The following is a 16,930-nucleotide window of genomic DNA, read 5'->3' as shown; positions in this document are numbered from 1 at the left end:
CCGCGCCGGATGTCTTCTCCGTTGCGGGGCTGGGTGTCGCCTTGCGAGGCGGGTTCTGTCCTTCTGACTGATGTGTCTCTTCATTTGTCTGGTCCGCCGGTCGCGTAAGCCCCATTCCGCCTGCCGGCGGCTTGTTGCCGGCTGCGTCAGACGAGAAATCATCGTTCGGATCCGGGCCGGTCCTGGCGGGATACTTCCGCGCGCCGGTTTCATATTCGGTTCTGTCGCGTGCCATGGCTTCCTCCGTTTGTGGCTGAACGGAAAACAGCCGCCGGGCGATCAGGTTCCGAACAAACGGTTATGGTCACCCCTTTTCGCCAACGGTCGCCGTCGCGTGCAACGGCTGCAACCACCTGATGGCCTGGCACGTTGAGCCCGAACCCCGGATCGGCCCCTCGCATGCTCGAAGCGCTTTATCTGAACCTTGGTCAGCACGACGCCCTCTCGGATGGAGAGAAGGCGCAGCTCGCCGAAGCCATGTCGATTGAAAGGAACTTTGCCACCGGCGAAGACATCGTCGTGGAAGGCTCCCGGCCGACCTACAGCACGCTGATCGTCGATGGCCTCGCCGCGCGCTACAAGGTGCTGGAGGATGGTGGCCGGCAATTCACCTCCTTGCAGGTACCTGGCGATTTCGTCGATCTGCATGCCTTCCTCCTGAAGACCATGGACCATGGCATCATCGCGCTATCGCCATGCCATGTGATCGCGGCCGACCACAGCAAATTGCGCGCCATCACCGAGCAGGCGCCGCACCTGACCCGGCTCCTGTGGCTGGACACGCTGGTCGACGGCGCCATCCACCGGGAATGGATCGTGGCCATGGGCCGCCGTTCCAAGACCGCGCATCTGGCGCACCTGCTGTGCGAGCTCTTCGTCAGGCTTCAGGTGGTCAAGCACACAAGAGGCATGACCTTTCGGCTGCCGCTGTCGCAGGCGGAACTCGCCGACGTCCTCGGCCTTTCGGTGGTTCATATGAACCGGGTCATCGGTGCGCTGCGCAACCTTGGCGCCATCGGCTGGACGAGCCACATGGTCACGATCCTCGACTGGGAGCGGCTGATGACTATAGCCGAGTTCGATCCGACCTATCTCAGCATGCGACGCGAGCCCAGATGATCACGAGGCTGGTTCGGCCTCTGCGGCTGTCTCGGCAGGGCGAGTGTTCCGCGTCAGCGTCCAAAAACAGAATGCCATTCCTTACACATCGCATGGGAGCGATATAAATATCGGCTGTTGGCGATATAGGAAGTCCATGGATCACGATGCCATCCTGAAGGCACTGGCCCATCCGGTTCGGCGCGAAATCCTGAACTGGCTGAGAGAGCCGGAAAAGCATTTCACCAGCCAGGAACATCCTCTGGAGATGGGGGTTTGCGCGGGTCAGTTCGAGCGTTGCGGTCTCTCGCAATCGACCGTGTCGGCCCATCTCGCCACGCTTTCATCGGCGGATCTGGTGACCACGCGCCGCCTCGGTCAATGGGTTTTCTACAAGCGCAACGATGAAACGATCGCCGCTTTCCGCGCTTCGCTCTCCGATATCTGAACTTGCACTTGCTTGAGAATGAAAGGCATCCGATGACCACACTTTTCGACCCGATTGCGGCCGGCGACCTCGCCCTTGCCAACCGCATCGTCATGGCGCCGCTGACGCGCAACCGCTCGCCGAACGCGGTTCCGGGTGATCTGTCCGTCACCTATTACCGCCAGCGGGCGACGGCGGGCCTGATCGTGACGGAAGCGACGGCGATCTCGCATCAGGGCCAAGGCTATGCGAACGTTCCGGGTCTTTACGCGCCCGAACAGCTCGCCGGGTGGAAGAAGGTCACCGACGCCGTGCACGCCGAAGGCGGCAAGATCGTCGTTCAGCTCTGGCATGTGGGCCGCATTTCGCACACATCGCTGCAGCCGGGTGGCGGCAAGCCTGTCGCGCCGTCGGCGATACGCGCGAAGTCCAAGACCTTCCTGGTCGCGGAGGACGGCAGCGGCAGCTTTGCCGAGACGTCGGAGCCGCGGGCACTGGAGGAAAGCGAGATCCAGGGCATCGTGCAGGACTTCCGGCGCGCCGCGAAGGCGGCAATCGAGGTCGCCGGTTTCGACGGCGTCGAAATCCACGCGGCCAATGGCTATCTTCTTGACCAGTTCCTGCGTTCGGGCAGCAACCATCGCACCGACGCTTATGGCGGTTCGATCGAGAACCGTGCCCGCTTCCTGTTCGAGGTGGTGGAGGCGGTCGTCGCTGAAGTCGGCGCCGGCCGGACTGGCATTCGGCTCTCGCCGGTGACGCCGGCAAACGACTCCTCCGATCCAGAACCCCAGCCCTTGTTCGAACACGTGGCCAAGGAACTTGGCCGCCATGGATTGGCCTATGTCCACGTCGTTGAAGGCGCCACGGGCGGGGCGCGCGATTTCCAGCAGGGCGAGCGGCCGTTCGACTACGCCTCCTTCAAGGCGGCCTATCGCGATGCGGGCGGCGCCGGCGCCTGGCTGGTCAACAATGGCTATGACAGGGAACTCGCGGCAGCTGCCGTGAAGGAGGGGCGTGCCGATCTGGTTGCCTTCGGCAAATTGTTCATTGCCAATCCCGATCTCGTCGGCAGATTGCGGCAGGGCACCGCGTTGAACGCGCCTGACAGCAATACATTCTACGGAGGCAGTTCGAAGGGATATACGGACTATCCGACAGCGGCATAGCGGCTTGCCGACTGAGCCGAAGATCCGGCGGATAGCGGTCGATCCCGCCGTGCCGGACCTTCGGCCGATCGACCCTTCGGGCAAGGCGATCTCTGTGGATCGGCAAGCCGTTGGCGCGATAATTTGAGCAATACCGGCCGGATGCGTAGCCCATGACACACAAGAAGCAGTTGCGGCTCGGCGCCTTCATGCGCCCGGTCAGTTTACACACAGGCGCCTGGCGTTATCCCGGCGCCTATCCCGATGCCAATTTCAACTTCGCCCATCTGAAGCGCTTCGCCCAGACGCTGGAGGCGGCGAAGTTCGACGCCTTCTTCATGGCCGATCATCTGGCCGTGCTCAACATGCCGATCGAAGCGCTGCGGCGCAGCCATACGGTGACGTCGTTCGAACCCTTTACCCTGCTATCGGCCCTGGCCGCCGTCACCGATCATATCGGGCTGGTCGCCACGGCATCGACGACCTTCGACGCGCCCTATCATGTCGCGCGCCGCTTCGCTTCGCTCGATCATATCAGTGGCGGCCGCGCCGGCTGGAATATCGTCACCACGTCCAATCCCGACGCGGCGCTGAACTTCGGTCTCGACGATCATGTCGAGCATGACGAGCGCTACCGGCGGGCTCGGGAGTTCTATGATGTCGTGACCGGCCTGTGGGACAGCTTTGCCGACGACGCATTCATCCGCGATGCCGAAAGCGGGCTCTATTTCGATCCGGCCAGGCTGCATGTGCTGGATCACAAGGGCGAGCATCTTTCAGTACGGGGCCCGCTCAACATCGCGCGGCCGGTGCAGGGCTGGCCGGTCATTGTCCAGGCCGGCGCGTCGGAAGCCGGACGGCAACTGGCGGCCGAGACGGCGGAGGTCATTTTCGCCGCCCATGCCGACCTCGCCGCCGGACAGCGCTTCTTTGCCGACGTCAAGGGCCGGGCGCAGAAACTCGGCCGCTCGCGCGACGACATCAAGATCCTGCCCGGAGCCTTCGTCATCGTCGGCGACAGCGCCGAGGAAGCACAGGCCAAGCGGGCCAGGCTCGACAGTCTCGTCTATTACGAAAGCGGCATCGCCTCGCTGTCGATCGCGCTCGGGCATGATGCGTCGGGCTTCGACCCGGACGCGCCCCTGCCGGAAATCCCCGAAACCAACGCCAGCAGGAGCGGCCGTGAGCGCGTCATCGAACTGGCGCGCCAGGAGAAGCTCACCGTCAGGCAGCTGGCGCAAAGGCTGGGCGGTTATTCCGGCCTAGCCTTCGTCGGCACGCCACAGGCCATCGCCGACGAAATGGAGGAATGGCTCGTCGCCGAGGGCTCCGACGGGTTCAACATCATGTTTCCCTACCTGCCTGCCGGGCTTGACGATTTTGTCGGGAAGGTCGTGCCCGAACTGCAGCGACGGGGCATATTCAGGCAGCAATATGAGGGATCGACGCTGCGCGAGAATCTCGGCCTGAAACGGCCTCCCAACCGGTTCTTCGGGTAGGACGTCATTCGAGGGGAGCTAGGGCAATGACGACGCTGACGAACACCCGCATCGTGCTTGCGGCGCGGCCGCAAGGCCGGCCGAAACCGAGCGATTTCCGCGTCGAGTCCGTCGCCATCGGCGAGCCGGGGGAGGGCGAACTGCTCTTGCAGATTCTCTATCTGTCGCTTGATCCCTACATGCGCGGCCGCATGAACGCCGCCAGCTCCTACGCCAAGCCGGTCGAGATCGACGGCGTGATGGAGGGCGGCACGGTGGCGCGTGTCGTCAAATCCCGCCATGCCGGCTTCGCGGAAGGCGATATCGTGCTGTCCCACTCGGGGTGGCAGAGCTTTGCCGTGTCCGACGGCGTCGGGCTGCGCAAGCTCGATCCTGCGGCGGCGCCCGTCACCACCGCGCTCGGAGTGCTTGGCATGCCGGGCTTCACAGCTTATGCCGGCCTGCTCACCATAGGACGGCCAAAGGCCGGCGAGACCGTCGTCGTGGCTGCCGCCAGCGGCGCGGTCGGATCAGCTGTCGGGCAGATTGCGCGCATCAAGGGGGCTCGTGCGGTCGGCATTGCCGGCGGCGCCGAAAAATGCGCTTTCGTGCGCCAGGAACTCGGCTTCGACGCGGTCGTCGATCACCGCGCCGATAATTTTGCCGAGCAGCTGAAGGCTGCCTGTCCCGAAGGCATCGACGTTTACTTCGAGAATGTCGGAGGTGCTGTATGGGACGCGGTGTTTCCGCTGCTCAACGAGTTTGCGCGCGTGCCGGTCTGCGGGTTGATCGCGCAGTACAACATCCCTGTGGATACCGGCGCCGACCGGCTGCCGGTGCTGATGCAGCAGGTGCTGCATCGCAGCCTGACGATAAGGGGCTTCATCCAGCGCGAGTTTGTCGATCAGCGCCCAGCCTTCTATCGCGAGATGGCCGAATGGATAGCGTCCGGACGTGTGCGGTACCGGGAGGATATCGTGGACGGCATAGCGAATGCGCCGCAGGCTTTTCTGGGGCTTCTCGAAGGAAAGAATTTCGGCAAGCTCATCGTGCGGGTGGCCGGATAGTCATCTCCCGGGATCGGGCCATTCACGGAGGTGGCTGCCGGAACCGCAAATCGCCTTCTTTAAGGGCGGCCCCCCTGGAAGAAAAATCTTCTCCGAATTCGTCCAATGGCGACCATCAATTCCTTTCGTTCAGCAGCAATGTCTATAAAAACTATGGACATTCTGGTAACCGGTTCGAACACGGAACAAGGCATCCATCATGACCAATTCGGCCATTGTCGGCTTCTCCGGCAATTTCACGCGGCCCTCAAAGACCCGCGGCTTCGTGGACCATATCGTGACCGAGATCGCCGGGCGATACGGCCTCTCCGCCAGCACCCATGACGTCGTCGATCTCGGTCCCAGCCTTGGCAATGCCAAAGGGACGCGCGACCTGGACGAACAGGCTCGCGCCGTTCTCGAGCGGATCCTGGCCGCCGATGTGCTGGTGGTCGGCTCGCCCACCTACAAGGGCAGCTATACTGGTCTGTTCAAGCATTTCTTCGATCTCGTCGACCCGGCGGCCCTCAAGGGCAAGCCGGTGCTGTTGGCAGCGACCGGCGGCGGTGACCGCCACGCGCTGATCGTCGAGCATCAGCTGCGGCCTCTGTTCGGCTTCTTCGAAGCCTTTACGCTGCCGACGGCCGTCTACGCCTCGGAGAAGGATTTCGTCGACGGCGTGCTGGCATCCGAGGCGATCCGGGCCCGCGTCGGCCTCGCGGTGGACGATGTCGGCGTGGCGCTCTTCGGACGGCAGCGCGCCAGGATCGCCGCCGAATAGTGCGCTCCGGAAATATCCACCTCGCACTTGAGGCGCCGGCGATCGATCGCACCGGCCCCGGGACGCGATCTCCAATCCGCCAAGGTTGCCGTGGTCACGGCCGATGCCGTAGACAAGCGGCGGTGAATCACGTTGGCGGAGAAGAAACATGTCGGATCGGATGATAGTCATCTCCGCTGCCAGATCGCATGGTGGTGTGCAGGGCGTCTATTCCCATGCTTCGGATGCCTGCGCCTGCGACATGACTTTTGCCGTGTTCGTGCCGCCGCAGGCCCGTGAAAAGCCTTGCCCCGTCGTCTGGTATCTCTCCGGCCTCACCTGCACCCACGCCAATGTCATGGACAAGGGCGAGTACAGAAGGATGGCCGCGGAGCTTGGCCTGATCGTCGTTTGTCCCGATACCAGCCCGCGTGGCGCCGACGTCCCCGACGAGAAGGACAATTGGCGGTTCGGCTGCGGCGCCGGTTTCTATCTCGATGCGACGCAAGAACCCTTCGCCAGGAATTATCGCATGTATTCCTATGTTACCGAGGAATTGCCGGCGCTGATCGCGGCGGAATTTCCGGCCGACATGACGCGTCAGGCGATCTTCGGCCACTCGATGGGCGGGCATGGCGCGTTGACGATAGCACTGAGGAAACCCGAACGCTTCAAGAGCTGCTCGGCCTTCGCGCCGATCGTGCAGCCGAGCACCGCCGGCTGGTCGAAGCCGGCCTTCGAGAAATATCTCGGCGCGGACAAGGAATCATGGCGACGCTACGATGCCACCTTGCTCATCGAGGATGGTCACCGCTTCCCGGAATTCTTCGTCGATCAAGGAACATCGGATGGATTCCTCGATGACGGGCTGAGGCCGTGGCTGCTGGAGGCGGCCTGCGCCAAGGCCGGCGTTGCGCTGACGCTTCGCATGCAGGACGGCTACGATCACTCCTATTTCTTCATTTCGACATTCATGGACGACCATCTGAAATGGCACGCCCAAAGATTGTTGGATGCTGAGGTCTAATCCCGCAGCAGGTCGAACATCAGCTTGAAGAAGCGGTCCGCGTCGACTTCGTGGGCGATGCGCGCATTGTCCTTTTCACCGCGCTCGCCCCAGAAATCGGCAACCGTCGCGCCGAAAGCATAGGTGCCCGACAGATCGACGCCGATATGGGCCGGACGCGTGCGCACCAGCGTCGGGTCGATGGCGAGCGCCAGCGCCAGCGGGTCGTGCATGGCGCCGCCGACACCCATCGAGTTGCGGTGCAGCTTCTCGTAAAACAGCAGCCAGTCGTTGACGAGCTTGCCGAGCGGCGTGTCGATCGTGGCGAGTTCGGCATATTGCGGCGCCTCGATCAGCACCTGCATGGTGACGTCGAGGCCGACCATCAGGATCGGCACGCCGCTGTCCAGCACGATCTTCAGCGCCTCCGGGTCGCAGAAGGCATTGAATTCCGTCGGCGTGATGATCTCGCTCTTGCGATAGAACACTCCGCCCATCCAGATCAGTTCCTTGATCTTGGGCAGCACATCGCGATGCTTGAGGATCATCAGGCCGATATTGGTCAGCGGTCCGGTGGCGACGACCAGGATCGGTTCCGGCGTGGCACGGAGCTTGTCGGCCAGGAAGTCGACAGCGTGCTGGTCGACCGGCTTGATCGTGGCCTGCGGCAGATAGGGCGAGCCCTCGAGGCCGCTCGGGCCATCGGCGGTGCCGAGCACCAGCGGCCGCGCCAGCGGACGGTGACACCCTTGAGCGACAGGCACGTCGCCGGCGCCGATATATTCGAGGATGCGCAAGGCGTTGGCGGTCGTCTTCTCGACCTCGGCATTGCCGCATGTCGTGGTGACGCCAAGCAATTCGATGGCCGGAGAGCGGTGCGCCATGACCAGCGCAATGGCGTCGTCGTGGCCGGGGTCGCAGTCGAACAGGATGGGAGTTGCAATGGTCATTTTGTCGGTCCTCACGCCGCTTGTTCGTAGCGCGCGATGGTTTGCTTGAAGATGTCCAGGAAGCGGCGGCCGTCGAGATCGGTGCAGATGCGGGTGGTCTTCGGACCGCCGCCGGGCAGCAACTGCCGGCCGCGATGGGCAACCGTCTGTCCGCGAGCGAGGCGCCCGTCCAGCACGACGTCGACGAAGAGCGGTTCGGTCATCGTGGCAAGGGCAGGGTCGAAAGCCAGCGCCACGGTGATGACGTCATCCATCGGGAAGCCGACGAGATCGAAGAATTCGCGCCAGATGTCGATGTAGATCGGAAAGCTGTCGGCGATCATCTCCAGCACGGAATTCTTCCGCGCCACGGCTTGCATGTCGGCGATGTCGTCGCGCGTCAGCATCGAGGCGGCGACGCGGTTGTCCTCGCAGATGTCGAGCGGCACCAGGATCTTGTCGACGTCGGCGTTGAGCACGATGCGCGAGGCTTCCGGATCGGCCCAGATGTTGTACTCCGACAGCGGCGTGATGTTGCCCGGCGTCTGGAAGTTGCCGCCAAGCACCAGGAGCCGCTTCAGCGCGCCCGTCAGGCGCGGCTCCTGCAGCAGCGCCATCGCCGCATTGGTCAGCGGCCCCGTCGTCACCAACGTGATCTCGCCGGGGTTTGCCATCACCGTCTCGATGATGAAATCAACCGCGTGCCCCGGTGTCGCCTGGCGTGACGGGGTCGGCGCCGGCGGATTGAATTTCTTCAGCCGGTCGCCGAAGCGGGCAACGAGCCGCTTCTCGAAATGGACCGGCGCTTCCATGTCGGCCTTCGAATTGCCGACGATCGGCCGCCAGGCGCCGGCATGAACCGGAATGTCGTCGCGCCCGGCCAGCGTCAGCGTGTTGAGCACGACATTGGTGACCTGCTCGATCGGGCCTGCGGCACCTGTAACCGTGGTCACGCCTTCGAGCCGGACATTGGGATTCGCCGCGGCAAACAGCACGGCCAGAATGTCGTCGCCGGCAGAATCCACGTCGAGGATTATGCTTTCCATGAGAGTTCCTTCATTGCGGATTTTTGTCGACCGGGGCGCTGTTCCTGTCCACCGACAAGAGTTTCTGCATCGACGCCAGCGTCTCCTTGATGATTTTTGGCCGCGCCCGGTAGGACAGCGCGAACAGTGCCGTCAGCGCCACCACATAGGGCACGGTCAGCACCAGGTAGGACGGAAACCCGAAGGTCTGCAGGCGCAGCGAGAAGGCATCGGCGAAGCCGAACAGCAGGCAGCCGGCCAGCACCTTCAGCGGGTCGCCATTGGAGAAGATCAGGATCGCCACCGCCATGAAGCCGCGACCCGAGGACATGTTCTCGGTGAACATGGTGATGTAGCCGAGCGACAGATGCGCGCCCGCCAGTCCCGCCAGCAAACCGCACAGCAGCGAGGCGATGTAGCGGACGCGGGTGATCGAGATGCCGAGCGCTTCGGCGGCTTCGGGCTTTTCGCCGACGACGCGGATGTAGAGCCCGAGCCGGGTGCGGTTGTAGAACAGCACCAGCAGCGGCACGGCGATGAAGGCGACATAGACGATTGGCGTGAACCCCGAGATCAGTGGTGCCCATGAGCCGAGCAGTGCCTGCGCGCCGGGTATCTGCACCTTGGGCAGGCCAACGATGCCGTGACCGACGATCGATCCGCGCGTGCCGAAAATCGCTTTCATCAGCGAGATCGTCATGCCGCCGGCAAGGATGTTGAGCGCCAGCCCGACGACCACTTCATTGGCCCGGAACGTCACCACCAAAACGGCAAAGGCGAGCGCGAAGGCAAGGGCCGCGGCAACGCCACAGGCAACCCCCGCGAAGGCCGAACCCGTCCAGATCGAGCCGATGACGGCGAAGAAGGCGCCGACCAGCATCTGGCCCTCGAGGCCGATGTTGAAGATGCCGGCCTTGGTGGTGAACGATCCGCCGAGCGCCACCAGGAGAATGGGCGCGGTGGTGCGCAGCGTCGCCGCGATGAGCGCGACGTTGATGAGCTTGTCTAGAATTTCCATCGCCGCTCCCCCGCCTGGCTGTCGCCGCGGCGCCTGATCAGAACCTGCGCCGATACGCTGAGAATGATCAGCGCCTGGATCACGGTGATGATTTCGCGTGAGGCGCTGGTGTCGACCTCGAGCAGCAGCGACCCGCTGCGCAGCGCGCCAAAGAACAGCGCCGTCACGATGGTGGCAACCGGCGAGCCGTTGGCGAGCAGGGCCGCGATCAGCCCGTCGAAGCCGAAGCCGGGCGCGAAGCCTTCCATGAACCGGTGATGCACGCCGAGCGTCTCGACACCGCCGGCCAGCCCGCCGACGGCGCCCGAAAGCAGCAGCACGATGAAGCCCTGCCGTTTCACGTTGACGCCGCCATATTCGGCGAATTTCGGCGCCGACCCAACCATGGTGACGCCGTAACCCCAACTGGTGTAGCGGAAGACCAGCGCGACGCCGACCGCCAGCAGCAGACCGATCGCCAGCCCCCAGTTCAGCCGCGAGAATGAAAAGATCTCCGGTAGATAGGCTGTGGCCAGGATCGGTGGCGTCTCCGACCAACCGCCGGGCCGCTTGAACAGGAAGATGGTGAAGTAGGAAGTGAGCAGCACGGCGATGTAGTTCGACAGGATCGTCGAGACCACTTCGTTGGTGTTGTAGCGGGCACGGAAATAGGCGGGGATGGCAACCCAGGCAGCGCCCGCGACGATCGCGAGCGCCAGTGCTGCCAGCGTGTGGATGCCCGCGGGCAGGGAAAAGCTGAAGCCGACCCAGGCGGCGGCAAATCCGCCAAGGAAAAGCTGGCCTTCGATGCCGACATTGAACATGCCGCCACGCAGGCCGATGCAGGCGGCGACGCCGCAGATCAGGATCGGTGTCGTCTGCAGCAAGGTGCCGGCAATCTTTTCCTGGTCGCCGAAAGCGCCGCGCAGCAGCGTCATCAGGACACGGACCGGGCTTTCGCCGACCATGAGGATGATGATCGCCCCCAGCAGCAACGCAACGCCTACGGCGATGACCTGACCGGAAACGGCGCGCAAACGGTCACTCATTGTGCGGGCTCCAGCTCAGGCGATACGCCCGCCATCATCATGCCGATCCGGTCCTCGTCGGCATCGTCGCCGGCGACTTCGCCCATGATCCGCCCGTTGAACATCACCAGGATGCGGTCGGCAAGTGCGGCCAGTTCGTCAAGCTGCACGGAAATCAGCAGGATCGCACGGCCGGCCGCGCGCTGGCGCATGATCTCGTCATGGATGGCCTCCTGGGCGCCGATATCGACGCCGCGCGTCGGCTGGTCGATCAGCAGGAAGTCGGCGCCGTTGGTGAACTCGCGCGCCAGCACGACCTTCTGGATATTGCCGCCCGACAGCCGCTTGACGGCATCGCCGGACCCTTGGGCACGGATGTCGAAGCTCTTGATCAGCGCTCCGGCGTTGCCGGCGATCGCCTTCCAGTCGAGCACGCCGCCGCGGCTCCACGGACCGCGATGCTGGCGGCCCATCAGCGTGTTTGCCGCGATCGATGCGTTGCGATCGACTCCGCGCACCATCCGGTCGCCCGGCACATGGGCAAGACCCGTCTCGCGTATCGCGGCCGGCGAAAGCGTGGTGAGATCCTGGCCTTTGAGCCATGCCTCGCCGTGGCTTGCCGGCCGCAGGCCCGAAAGCACCTCCGCCAGCTCCGTCTGCCCATTGCCGGCCACGCCCGCGATCCCCACCACTTCGCCGGCACGAACCGTGAAACTGGCGCCGCGAACAGCCGGCAGCCGGCGGTCGTCGCGCGCCCAAAGATCCTTGACCTCGAGGACGGCGTCGCCGTGTAACTGGGCGCGCGGCCGGCGGTCGAAACTGACCTCGCGGCCGACCATCATGCGCACCAGTTCGTCCTTGCTGAGCTCTGACGTCGGACGGGTCGCCACCTTTCTGCCGTTGCGCAGCACCGTCACCGTGTCGGACACCTCCATCACCTCTTCCAGATGGTGCGAGATGAAGATCACCGTCATGCCCTCGGCCACGAAGCTGCGCAGCGTCTGGAACAGTTCGCGGCTTTCCTGCGGCGTCAGCACGGCGGTCGGCTCGTCGAGGATGATGATGCGGGCGCCGCGAACCAGAACCTTGAGGATTTCGATGCGCTGCTCGATTCCGACCGAGAGCAGTCCGACGCGCTCCGTGGGGTCGACATGCAGCCCGAAACGCTTCGAGAGCTCATGCGTGCGCGCGATCTGCGCCGCATGATCGATCAGCCCGTGACGGCGGATTTCCATGCCGAGAAAGACATTGTCGGCGACCGAAAGCGAAGGCACCAGCTTGAAATGCTGATGCACCATGCCAAGCCCGGCCTTGATGGCGGCGGCAGGGTCGGCGACCACGGTCGTCTCGCCATTCAACCGGATCGAGCCTTCGTCCGGCTGGAGCAGGCCGAAAAGGATGTTCATCAGCGTCGTCTTGCCGGCACCGTTCTCGCCGATGATGGCGTGAATTTCGCCCCGGCGCACGGCCAGGTCGATGCCGTCATTGGCGATGAAGGCGCCAAAACGCTTGGTGATGGCAGCCAGCTCGACGGCCATCGCGGCAGTGTTTTGGGGGGGCGGTGACCCCGGCGCGTTCGACACGATGCTCTCCCAGATTGGGGGCTCTGATAAACTGGACGCTGATCCGTCGCGGCAAGCCGCGGCGGATCAGCGTAGCGCTTTCTTGGGAGGGATGCGCTGTTGCTGCCTACTTCGCCTTCGCGATCGCGATCTTGCCGTCGACGATGCCCTTCTTGATCTCGTCCAGCTTGGCGGTCACGTCGGCTGGGATCTTGGCGGCGATATCGTCGCAGACCTTGAACTCGACGCCGCCCGAAGCGAGGTCGAACGTGCGGGTGCCGGCAGTCACCTTGTGGCCTCCGACTTCGTCCTTGATCAGCGTGTAGACGGCGATGTCGCCGCGCTTCAGCATGCTGCCGAGCACATTCCCGGGAGCCGTGCCGCACATGTCGATGTCGACGCCGATCGAATATTTGTCGGCGGCGGCACTTGCCTGCATCACGCCTTCACCCGTTGGGCCGGCGACGTTGTAGACGATGTCGGAGCCCTGGCCGTAAAGCGCTTGGGCAAGCTCGCTGCCCTTGGCCGGGTCGTCGAAGGTTCCGGCGAACACGGAGTTTACCTTCACATCTGGCGCCGCATGCTTGGCGCCCTGTTCGTAGCCGCCAAGGAAGTTGCGGATCACCGGGATGTCGCGGCCGCCGACGAAACCTATCGCCTTGCCGTCGCCGATCTTGGGAAATTCGCTGCCCTTGGCCTCGATCATGCCGGCCAGCGCGCCGGCGATGAAGGAGCCCTGCTCCTCGGCGAAGTTGGCGTAGATCATGTTGGGATTGTCGAGCACGCCGTCGATGAACACGAAGCGCTGGTCGGGATATTCCTTGCTGACCTTCTGCAGCGAATCCACCAGCTCCCAGCCCATCACGAAGATGAGGTCGTACTGCTTGCCCTTGGCAAGGTTTTCGAACTGCTCCTGATAGTCCAGTGCGCGATTGCCGGTGTCGACCAGCTTGAGGTCGATGCCGAAATCGGTCTTGGCCTTGTTGAGACCGTTGACGATCGAAACGCCAAAGCCCTGCGCGAAGTATCCCGAGATGGCGGCCACGGAAACCTTGGCCTGTGCGGCGGCCGATCCCAACGAAATGGCCAGCATCGTGCCGGCCAGAAATAAACTCTTGAGCGCCCTTGTCATATCATTCCCCTTCAGCTTTTTTCAGCTTTTGAAGCCACGCCTTGACCATCCCCACATATTACCGGAATACCGGCGAGTTCGTTGATGGTCATATGAGTTTATGAGCGGTCATACAGGCTGTCAATCGCCCTCCGGTGCAGTTTTCTTGCGGCTTTCCCTGCATCGTCGGTGTCGGCGCTTGACAAACACCGGTGATGCATAATTGTTGATACTCTAACGAGTTTTCATGAGTGACGGGACGAAGGATACGCGCGATGCCGGCTGTTGTGGTCAGGAAATTTCTGGTTCAGGTCGAAGAAATCTTCCATGAGGGCGGCCCGCTTTCGGCGCGCCCGCCCAAGCGCGGCGCGATCGTGGCCGTCATCGCCAACCCCTTCGCCGGGCGCTACGTGGAGGAGATCACCGGATTCATGGAGGATCTGAAGCCGCTCGGCCTCGAAATGGCGCGGCGCCTGATCGATGCCATGGGCGAGGGGACCGCGGCCATCGAAGGCTATGGCAAAGGTGCCGTCGTCGGCGCCGCCGGCGAACTCGAACACGGTGCGCTCTGGCACAATCCGGGCGGCTACGCGATGCGCGAACTTCTCGGCAACGCTAGGGCTATCGTGCCCTCGACCAAGAAGGTCGGTGGCCCCGGAACCCGCATCGACATTCCGATCACGCACATAAACGCCTCCTATGTGCGCAGCCATTTCGACGCCATCGAGATCGGCGTCGGCGACGCGCCGCGCAGCGACGAGATGGCGGTCATCCTGGCGATGACCACCGGTGCGCGTGTCCACGCACGCGTCGGCGGCCTGGCGGCGGCCGACATCAAGGGCGAGGATGGATTGCGATGAGCCCGGAAATCCGCCGCATCATCACCATCGTCGAGGAAACCCTGATCGAAGGCGGCCGCCCCGTCGATCCGCCAACGCGGCGCGCCGCGGCGATAGCGGTGATCCGTAACCCTTATGCCGGCACTTTTGTCGAGGATCTGTCGGCCCTTAGTGCCGTTGGCGAGGCGTTGGGCGACATCTTGCCCAGACGTGCCGTCGCCGCTCTCGGCATCGCCGGCGGTGAGGTGGAGAGCTTCGGCAAGGCCGCCGCCGTCGGCGCCGACGGCGAACTTGAACATGCCGCCGCCACCCTCCATCCACAGCTCGGCGCCCCGTTCCGTGATGTGCTCGGCAAGGGTGCCGCGCTCATTCCCTCCTCCAAGAAGCGCGGCGGGCTCGGCGTGCCGCTCGACATTCCGCTCGGCCACAAGGACGCGGCGAGGGTGCGCAGCCATTTCGACGGCATGGAGGTTCGCGTTCCCGATGCACCGCGCGCCGACGAGATCGTCATCGCCATCGCCGTCACCGATTCAGGCAGGCCGCATCCGCGCGTCGGTGGGCTGACCACGGACAAGATCGTCGGCAAGGACGGCGTGAGCTAATCCAGCGCAATTGCGGAGGACCTTCGCGGAGGTTCTCCATCTGTATGCCCAAACGTCGTTAGGCAGCCCTGACTTCCGGCACCCGCATCGCCGGCGGGGTGTTGCGGCTGCGACCGGTCCGCACCTCGCCGTCGATGAGCACCATGCCGATGCCCGGCAAATTGCCGAGCGCCACGCTGTCGAGCAGCCCTTCGCCGGCGCCGCCGATCGCCTGATCGATGAAGATCAGATCGGCGGCGCGGCCGACCTCGATGATGCCGCGGTCAGCCAGCCCGCGCACGCGCGCCGTGTTGCCGCTGGCAAGACAGAACGCCACTTCCGGGGCGATACCGCCCAGCGAAGCCAGCATGGTCAGCGTCCTCAGGATGCCGAGCGGCTGCACGCCCGATCCGGCCGGGCTGTCGGTGCCGAGGATGACGCGCGAAAGTTCGCCGCGCTGCCTTGCCAGGTCGAGCACGAATAGGCCGGTGCGCAGATTGCCGTTGTGGACGATTTCCAGCGCGCGCGAGCCGTTCTCGCAGATCTGCCGGATCTCGGCTTCCGGCAGTGCCGTGGGTCCGCCATTGACGTGAGCCACGATGTCGGCGTCGACCTCCAGCACGACATCGGCGCCGATGCGGCCGGAGCCGGGCAGGGACGGGCCGCCCGTATGGGTCATCGAGGTCATGCCGTATTTGCGCGCCCAGCCGATCATCTGGCGGCCGGTCGGACCGTCCTTGACGCCGCCAAGCCCGACCTCGCCGACAAGTGTCACGCCGGCCTCGGCGAGGGTACGGAAATCCTCCTCGACCAGGCCCGGTTCCAGAATGGGGGCGCCAGCCAGGATCTTCATGCCGTTAGGCCGGAAGTTGGAGAAGGTGCGCTGCGCCGCGATCGCCAGCGCCTTCAGCCCGACAAGATCACGTGGGCGGCCCGGTGTGTGGACCTCTCCCGCTGAAATCATGGACGTGACGCCGCCATGCACGGTCGAATCCATCCAGCCGATCTGGTTCTGCCTGGGCGTCCAGTCGCCAGCGACCGGATGGACATGGTTGTCGATGAGCCCCGGCGCCACGGCGCAGCCCATCGCGTCGATGATCGTCGCCGCACTGCCGCTGTCGACCTCGCTGGCCTTGCCGATGGCGGAAATGCGTCCGTCGGCAACGACAATGGTGTCGGCATCGATGATCGGTTTTGAAAGGTCACCGCTCAGCATCAGGCCGATGTTGCGGACGACGAGCGTGTTGGCAGGCGACTTGGGGTCGGACGACATCGGGTCTCACTTCTGCTGCTATGGAAAAGTCCGGACGCGGCCTATTTGCCGCTGTCGCCATTCGATGGATTGTCGTCGTTGATGCGCGTGAGCAGTCGGAGCAACGTCGCCTGCTCGGCGGGTGAAAGCGGCGACAGGAAGCGCCGTCCGACTTCAACGCTGCGTTCCAGCCGCTCGAGCGTGTATTCGGTTCCTTTCTCGGTCAGGGCGATCATCGACAGGCGCTGGTCTGTGTCGGAAGCGCTGCGCGTGATCAGGCCGTGCTTGAGCAGCTTGCGCATCACAATGCTGATGGTCGACGGGTCCATCGCCGTCAGCCGGCCGAGATGGTTCTGCGAGACCTCGCCATGTTTGAGGATGGTGGCGAGCGCCGCGAACTGGGTCGGTGAAAGGTCTTCGCCGGCCATCACCTGCTGGAAACGCAGCGTCGCGCGCTGATGCGCCTTGCGGATGACGTGCGCCGGGTGGAGGTCCAACGCGTATCCGGTGTCCGCGTATCGCTGCAGCACTTGCTCGCGGCTCAACGGCGCCGCCTTGTCGCGCTGCCGCTTCGGTGTCGCGTCTCTCTCGGATTTCTTTTCGGTCGTCAAACCGGACTCCTGTTGGCTGTCTTGGATGCTGC

General features: G+C 64.0%; 17 protein-coding genes. 9 read left to right on the top strand and 8 right to left on the bottom strand.

Annotation, left to right across the window (positions count from 1 at the left end; genetic code table 11):
• Positions 1 to 399: 399 nt before the first annotated feature.
• The 7 genes from LB564_RS14210 to fghA all read left to right on the top strand — a co-directional run bounded on the left by LB564_RS14210 (position 400) and on the right by fghA (position 6,984).
• Positions 400 to 1,119 (top strand): Crp/Fnr family transcriptional regulator, encoded by a 720-nt coding sequence (locus tag LB564_RS14210; RefSeq protein WP_140705192.1) that lies wholly within the window; start codon positions 400 to 402, stop codon positions 1,117 to 1,119.
• A 136-nt stretch (positions 1,120 to 1,255) separates the two neighbouring features.
• Positions 1,256 to 1,546 (top strand): ArsR/SmtB family transcription factor, encoded by a 291-nt coding sequence (locus LB564_RS14205; protein ID WP_140705194.1) that lies wholly within the window; start codon positions 1,256 to 1,258, stop codon positions 1,544 to 1,546.
• Positions 1,547 to 1,578: 32 nt separating this feature from the next.
• Positions 1,579 to 2,694, top strand: a complete 1,116-nt coding sequence (locus LB564_RS14200) for an alkene reductase (protein ID WP_140705196.1) — start codon at positions 1,579 to 1,581, stop codon at positions 2,692 to 2,694.
• A 152-nt stretch (positions 2,695 to 2,846) separates the two neighbouring features.
• Positions 2,847 to 4,172, top strand: a complete 1,326-nt coding sequence (locus LB564_RS14195) for an LLM class flavin-dependent oxidoreductase (protein ID WP_140705197.1) — start codon at positions 2,847 to 2,849, stop codon at positions 4,170 to 4,172.
• 26 nt (positions 4,173 to 4,198) lie between these two features.
• Positions 4,199 to 5,218: an NADP-dependent oxidoreductase gene (locus LB564_RS14190; RefSeq protein WP_140705199.1), complete on the top strand. Its 1,020-nt coding sequence runs from the start codon at positions 4,199 to 4,201 to the stop codon at positions 5,216 to 5,218.
• 199 nt (positions 5,219 to 5,417) lie between these two features.
• The gene (gene msuE / locus LB564_RS14185; RefSeq protein ID WP_140705201.1) at positions 5,418 to 5,978 is read left to right on the top strand and encodes an FMN reductase; all 561 of its coding nucleotides are present in this window, start codon (positions 5,418 to 5,420) and stop codon (positions 5,976 to 5,978) included.
• 148 nt (positions 5,979 to 6,126) lie between these two features.
• Positions 6,127 to 6,984: an S-formylglutathione hydrolase gene (gene fghA / locus LB564_RS14180; protein WP_224538579.1), complete on the top strand. Its 858-nt coding sequence runs from the start codon at positions 6,127 to 6,129 to the stop codon at positions 6,982 to 6,984.
• Here the strand turns inward: fghA and LB564_RS14175 are convergent.
• The 6 genes from LB564_RS14175 to LB564_RS14150 all read right to left on the bottom strand — a co-directional run bounded on the left by LB564_RS14175 (position 6,981) and on the right by LB564_RS14150 (position 13,636).
• Complete coding sequence (locus LB564_RS14175) at positions 6,981 to 7,913, bottom strand: nucleoside hydrolase (protein WP_140705203.1); 933 nt, start codon at positions 7,911 to 7,913, stop codon at positions 6,981 to 6,983. The genes fghA and LB564_RS14175 overlap by 4 nt on opposite strands.
• Positions 7,914 to 7,924: 11 nt before the next feature.
• A complete protein-coding gene (locus LB564_RS14170) occupies positions 7,925 to 8,938 on the bottom strand; it encodes a nucleoside hydrolase (protein ID WP_140705205.1) in 1,014 nt (337 codons plus the stop codon).
• Between the two features lie 10 nt (positions 8,939 to 8,948).
• Positions 8,949 to 9,935 (bottom strand): ABC transporter permease, encoded by a 987-nt coding sequence (locus tag LB564_RS14165; RefSeq protein WP_140705207.1) that lies wholly within the window; start codon positions 9,933 to 9,935, stop codon positions 8,949 to 8,951.
• The gene (locus tag LB564_RS14160) at positions 9,923 to 10,963 is read right to left on the bottom strand and encodes an ABC transporter permease (protein WP_140705209.1); all 1,041 of its coding nucleotides are present in this window, start codon (positions 10,961 to 10,963) and stop codon (positions 9,923 to 9,925) included. Before LB564_RS14160 ends, LB564_RS14165 begins: the two co-directional genes overlap by 13 nt.
• Positions 10,960 to 12,528, bottom strand: coding sequence for an ABC transporter ATP-binding protein (locus tag LB564_RS14155; RefSeq protein ID WP_224538710.1), 1,569 nt, complete (start codon positions 12,526 to 12,528; stop codon positions 10,960 to 10,962). The genes LB564_RS14160 and LB564_RS14155 overlap by 4 nt, the downstream gene beginning before the upstream one ends.
• A gap of 103 nt (positions 12,529 to 12,631) precedes the next feature.
• Positions 12,632 to 13,636 carry a BMP family protein gene (locus LB564_RS14150; RefSeq protein WP_140705213.1) on the bottom strand — a complete coding sequence of 335 codons (1,005 nt, stop codon included), beginning with the start codon at positions 13,634 to 13,636 and terminating at the stop codon, positions 12,632 to 12,634.
• Between the two features lie 254 nt (positions 13,637 to 13,890).
• Between LB564_RS14150 and LB564_RS14145 the strand changes: the two genes are divergently transcribed.
• Entirely contained in the window at positions 13,891 to 14,475 is a 585-nt protein-coding gene (locus tag LB564_RS14145) for an amino acid synthesis family protein (protein WP_140705215.1), read from the top strand.
• On the top strand, positions 14,472 to 15,056 hold the full coding sequence (locus tag LB564_RS14140; RefSeq protein WP_224538577.1) for an amino acid synthesis family protein: 585 nt from the start codon (positions 14,472 to 14,474) through the stop codon (positions 15,054 to 15,056). Before LB564_RS14145 ends, LB564_RS14140 begins: the two co-directional genes overlap by 4 nt.
• Before the next feature lie 58 nt (positions 15,057 to 15,114).
• Here the strand turns inward: LB564_RS14140 and LB564_RS14135 are convergent, their stop codons facing one another.
• Both LB564_RS14135 and LB564_RS14130 read right to left on the bottom strand, forming a co-directional pair.
• Positions 15,115 to 16,308, bottom strand: a complete 1,194-nt coding sequence (locus tag LB564_RS14135) for an amidohydrolase family protein (protein WP_224538575.1) — start codon at positions 16,306 to 16,308, stop codon at positions 15,115 to 15,117.
• A 41-nt stretch (positions 16,309 to 16,349) separates the two neighbouring features.
• On the bottom strand, positions 16,350 to 16,898 hold the full coding sequence (locus LB564_RS14130) for a MarR family winged helix-turn-helix transcriptional regulator (RefSeq protein ID WP_140705221.1): 549 nt from the start codon (positions 16,896 to 16,898) through the stop codon (positions 16,350 to 16,352).
• Positions 16,899 to 16,930: the final 32 nt, after the last annotated feature.

The organism is Mesorhizobium sp. ES1-6 (assembly GCF_020164775.1).
Lineage (GTDB): Bacteria > Pseudomonadota > Alphaproteobacteria > Rhizobiales > Rhizobiaceae > Mesorhizobium.
Note: the sequence above shows the minus strand (reverse complement) of the source record. Positions and strands in the feature narration are given on the sequence as shown.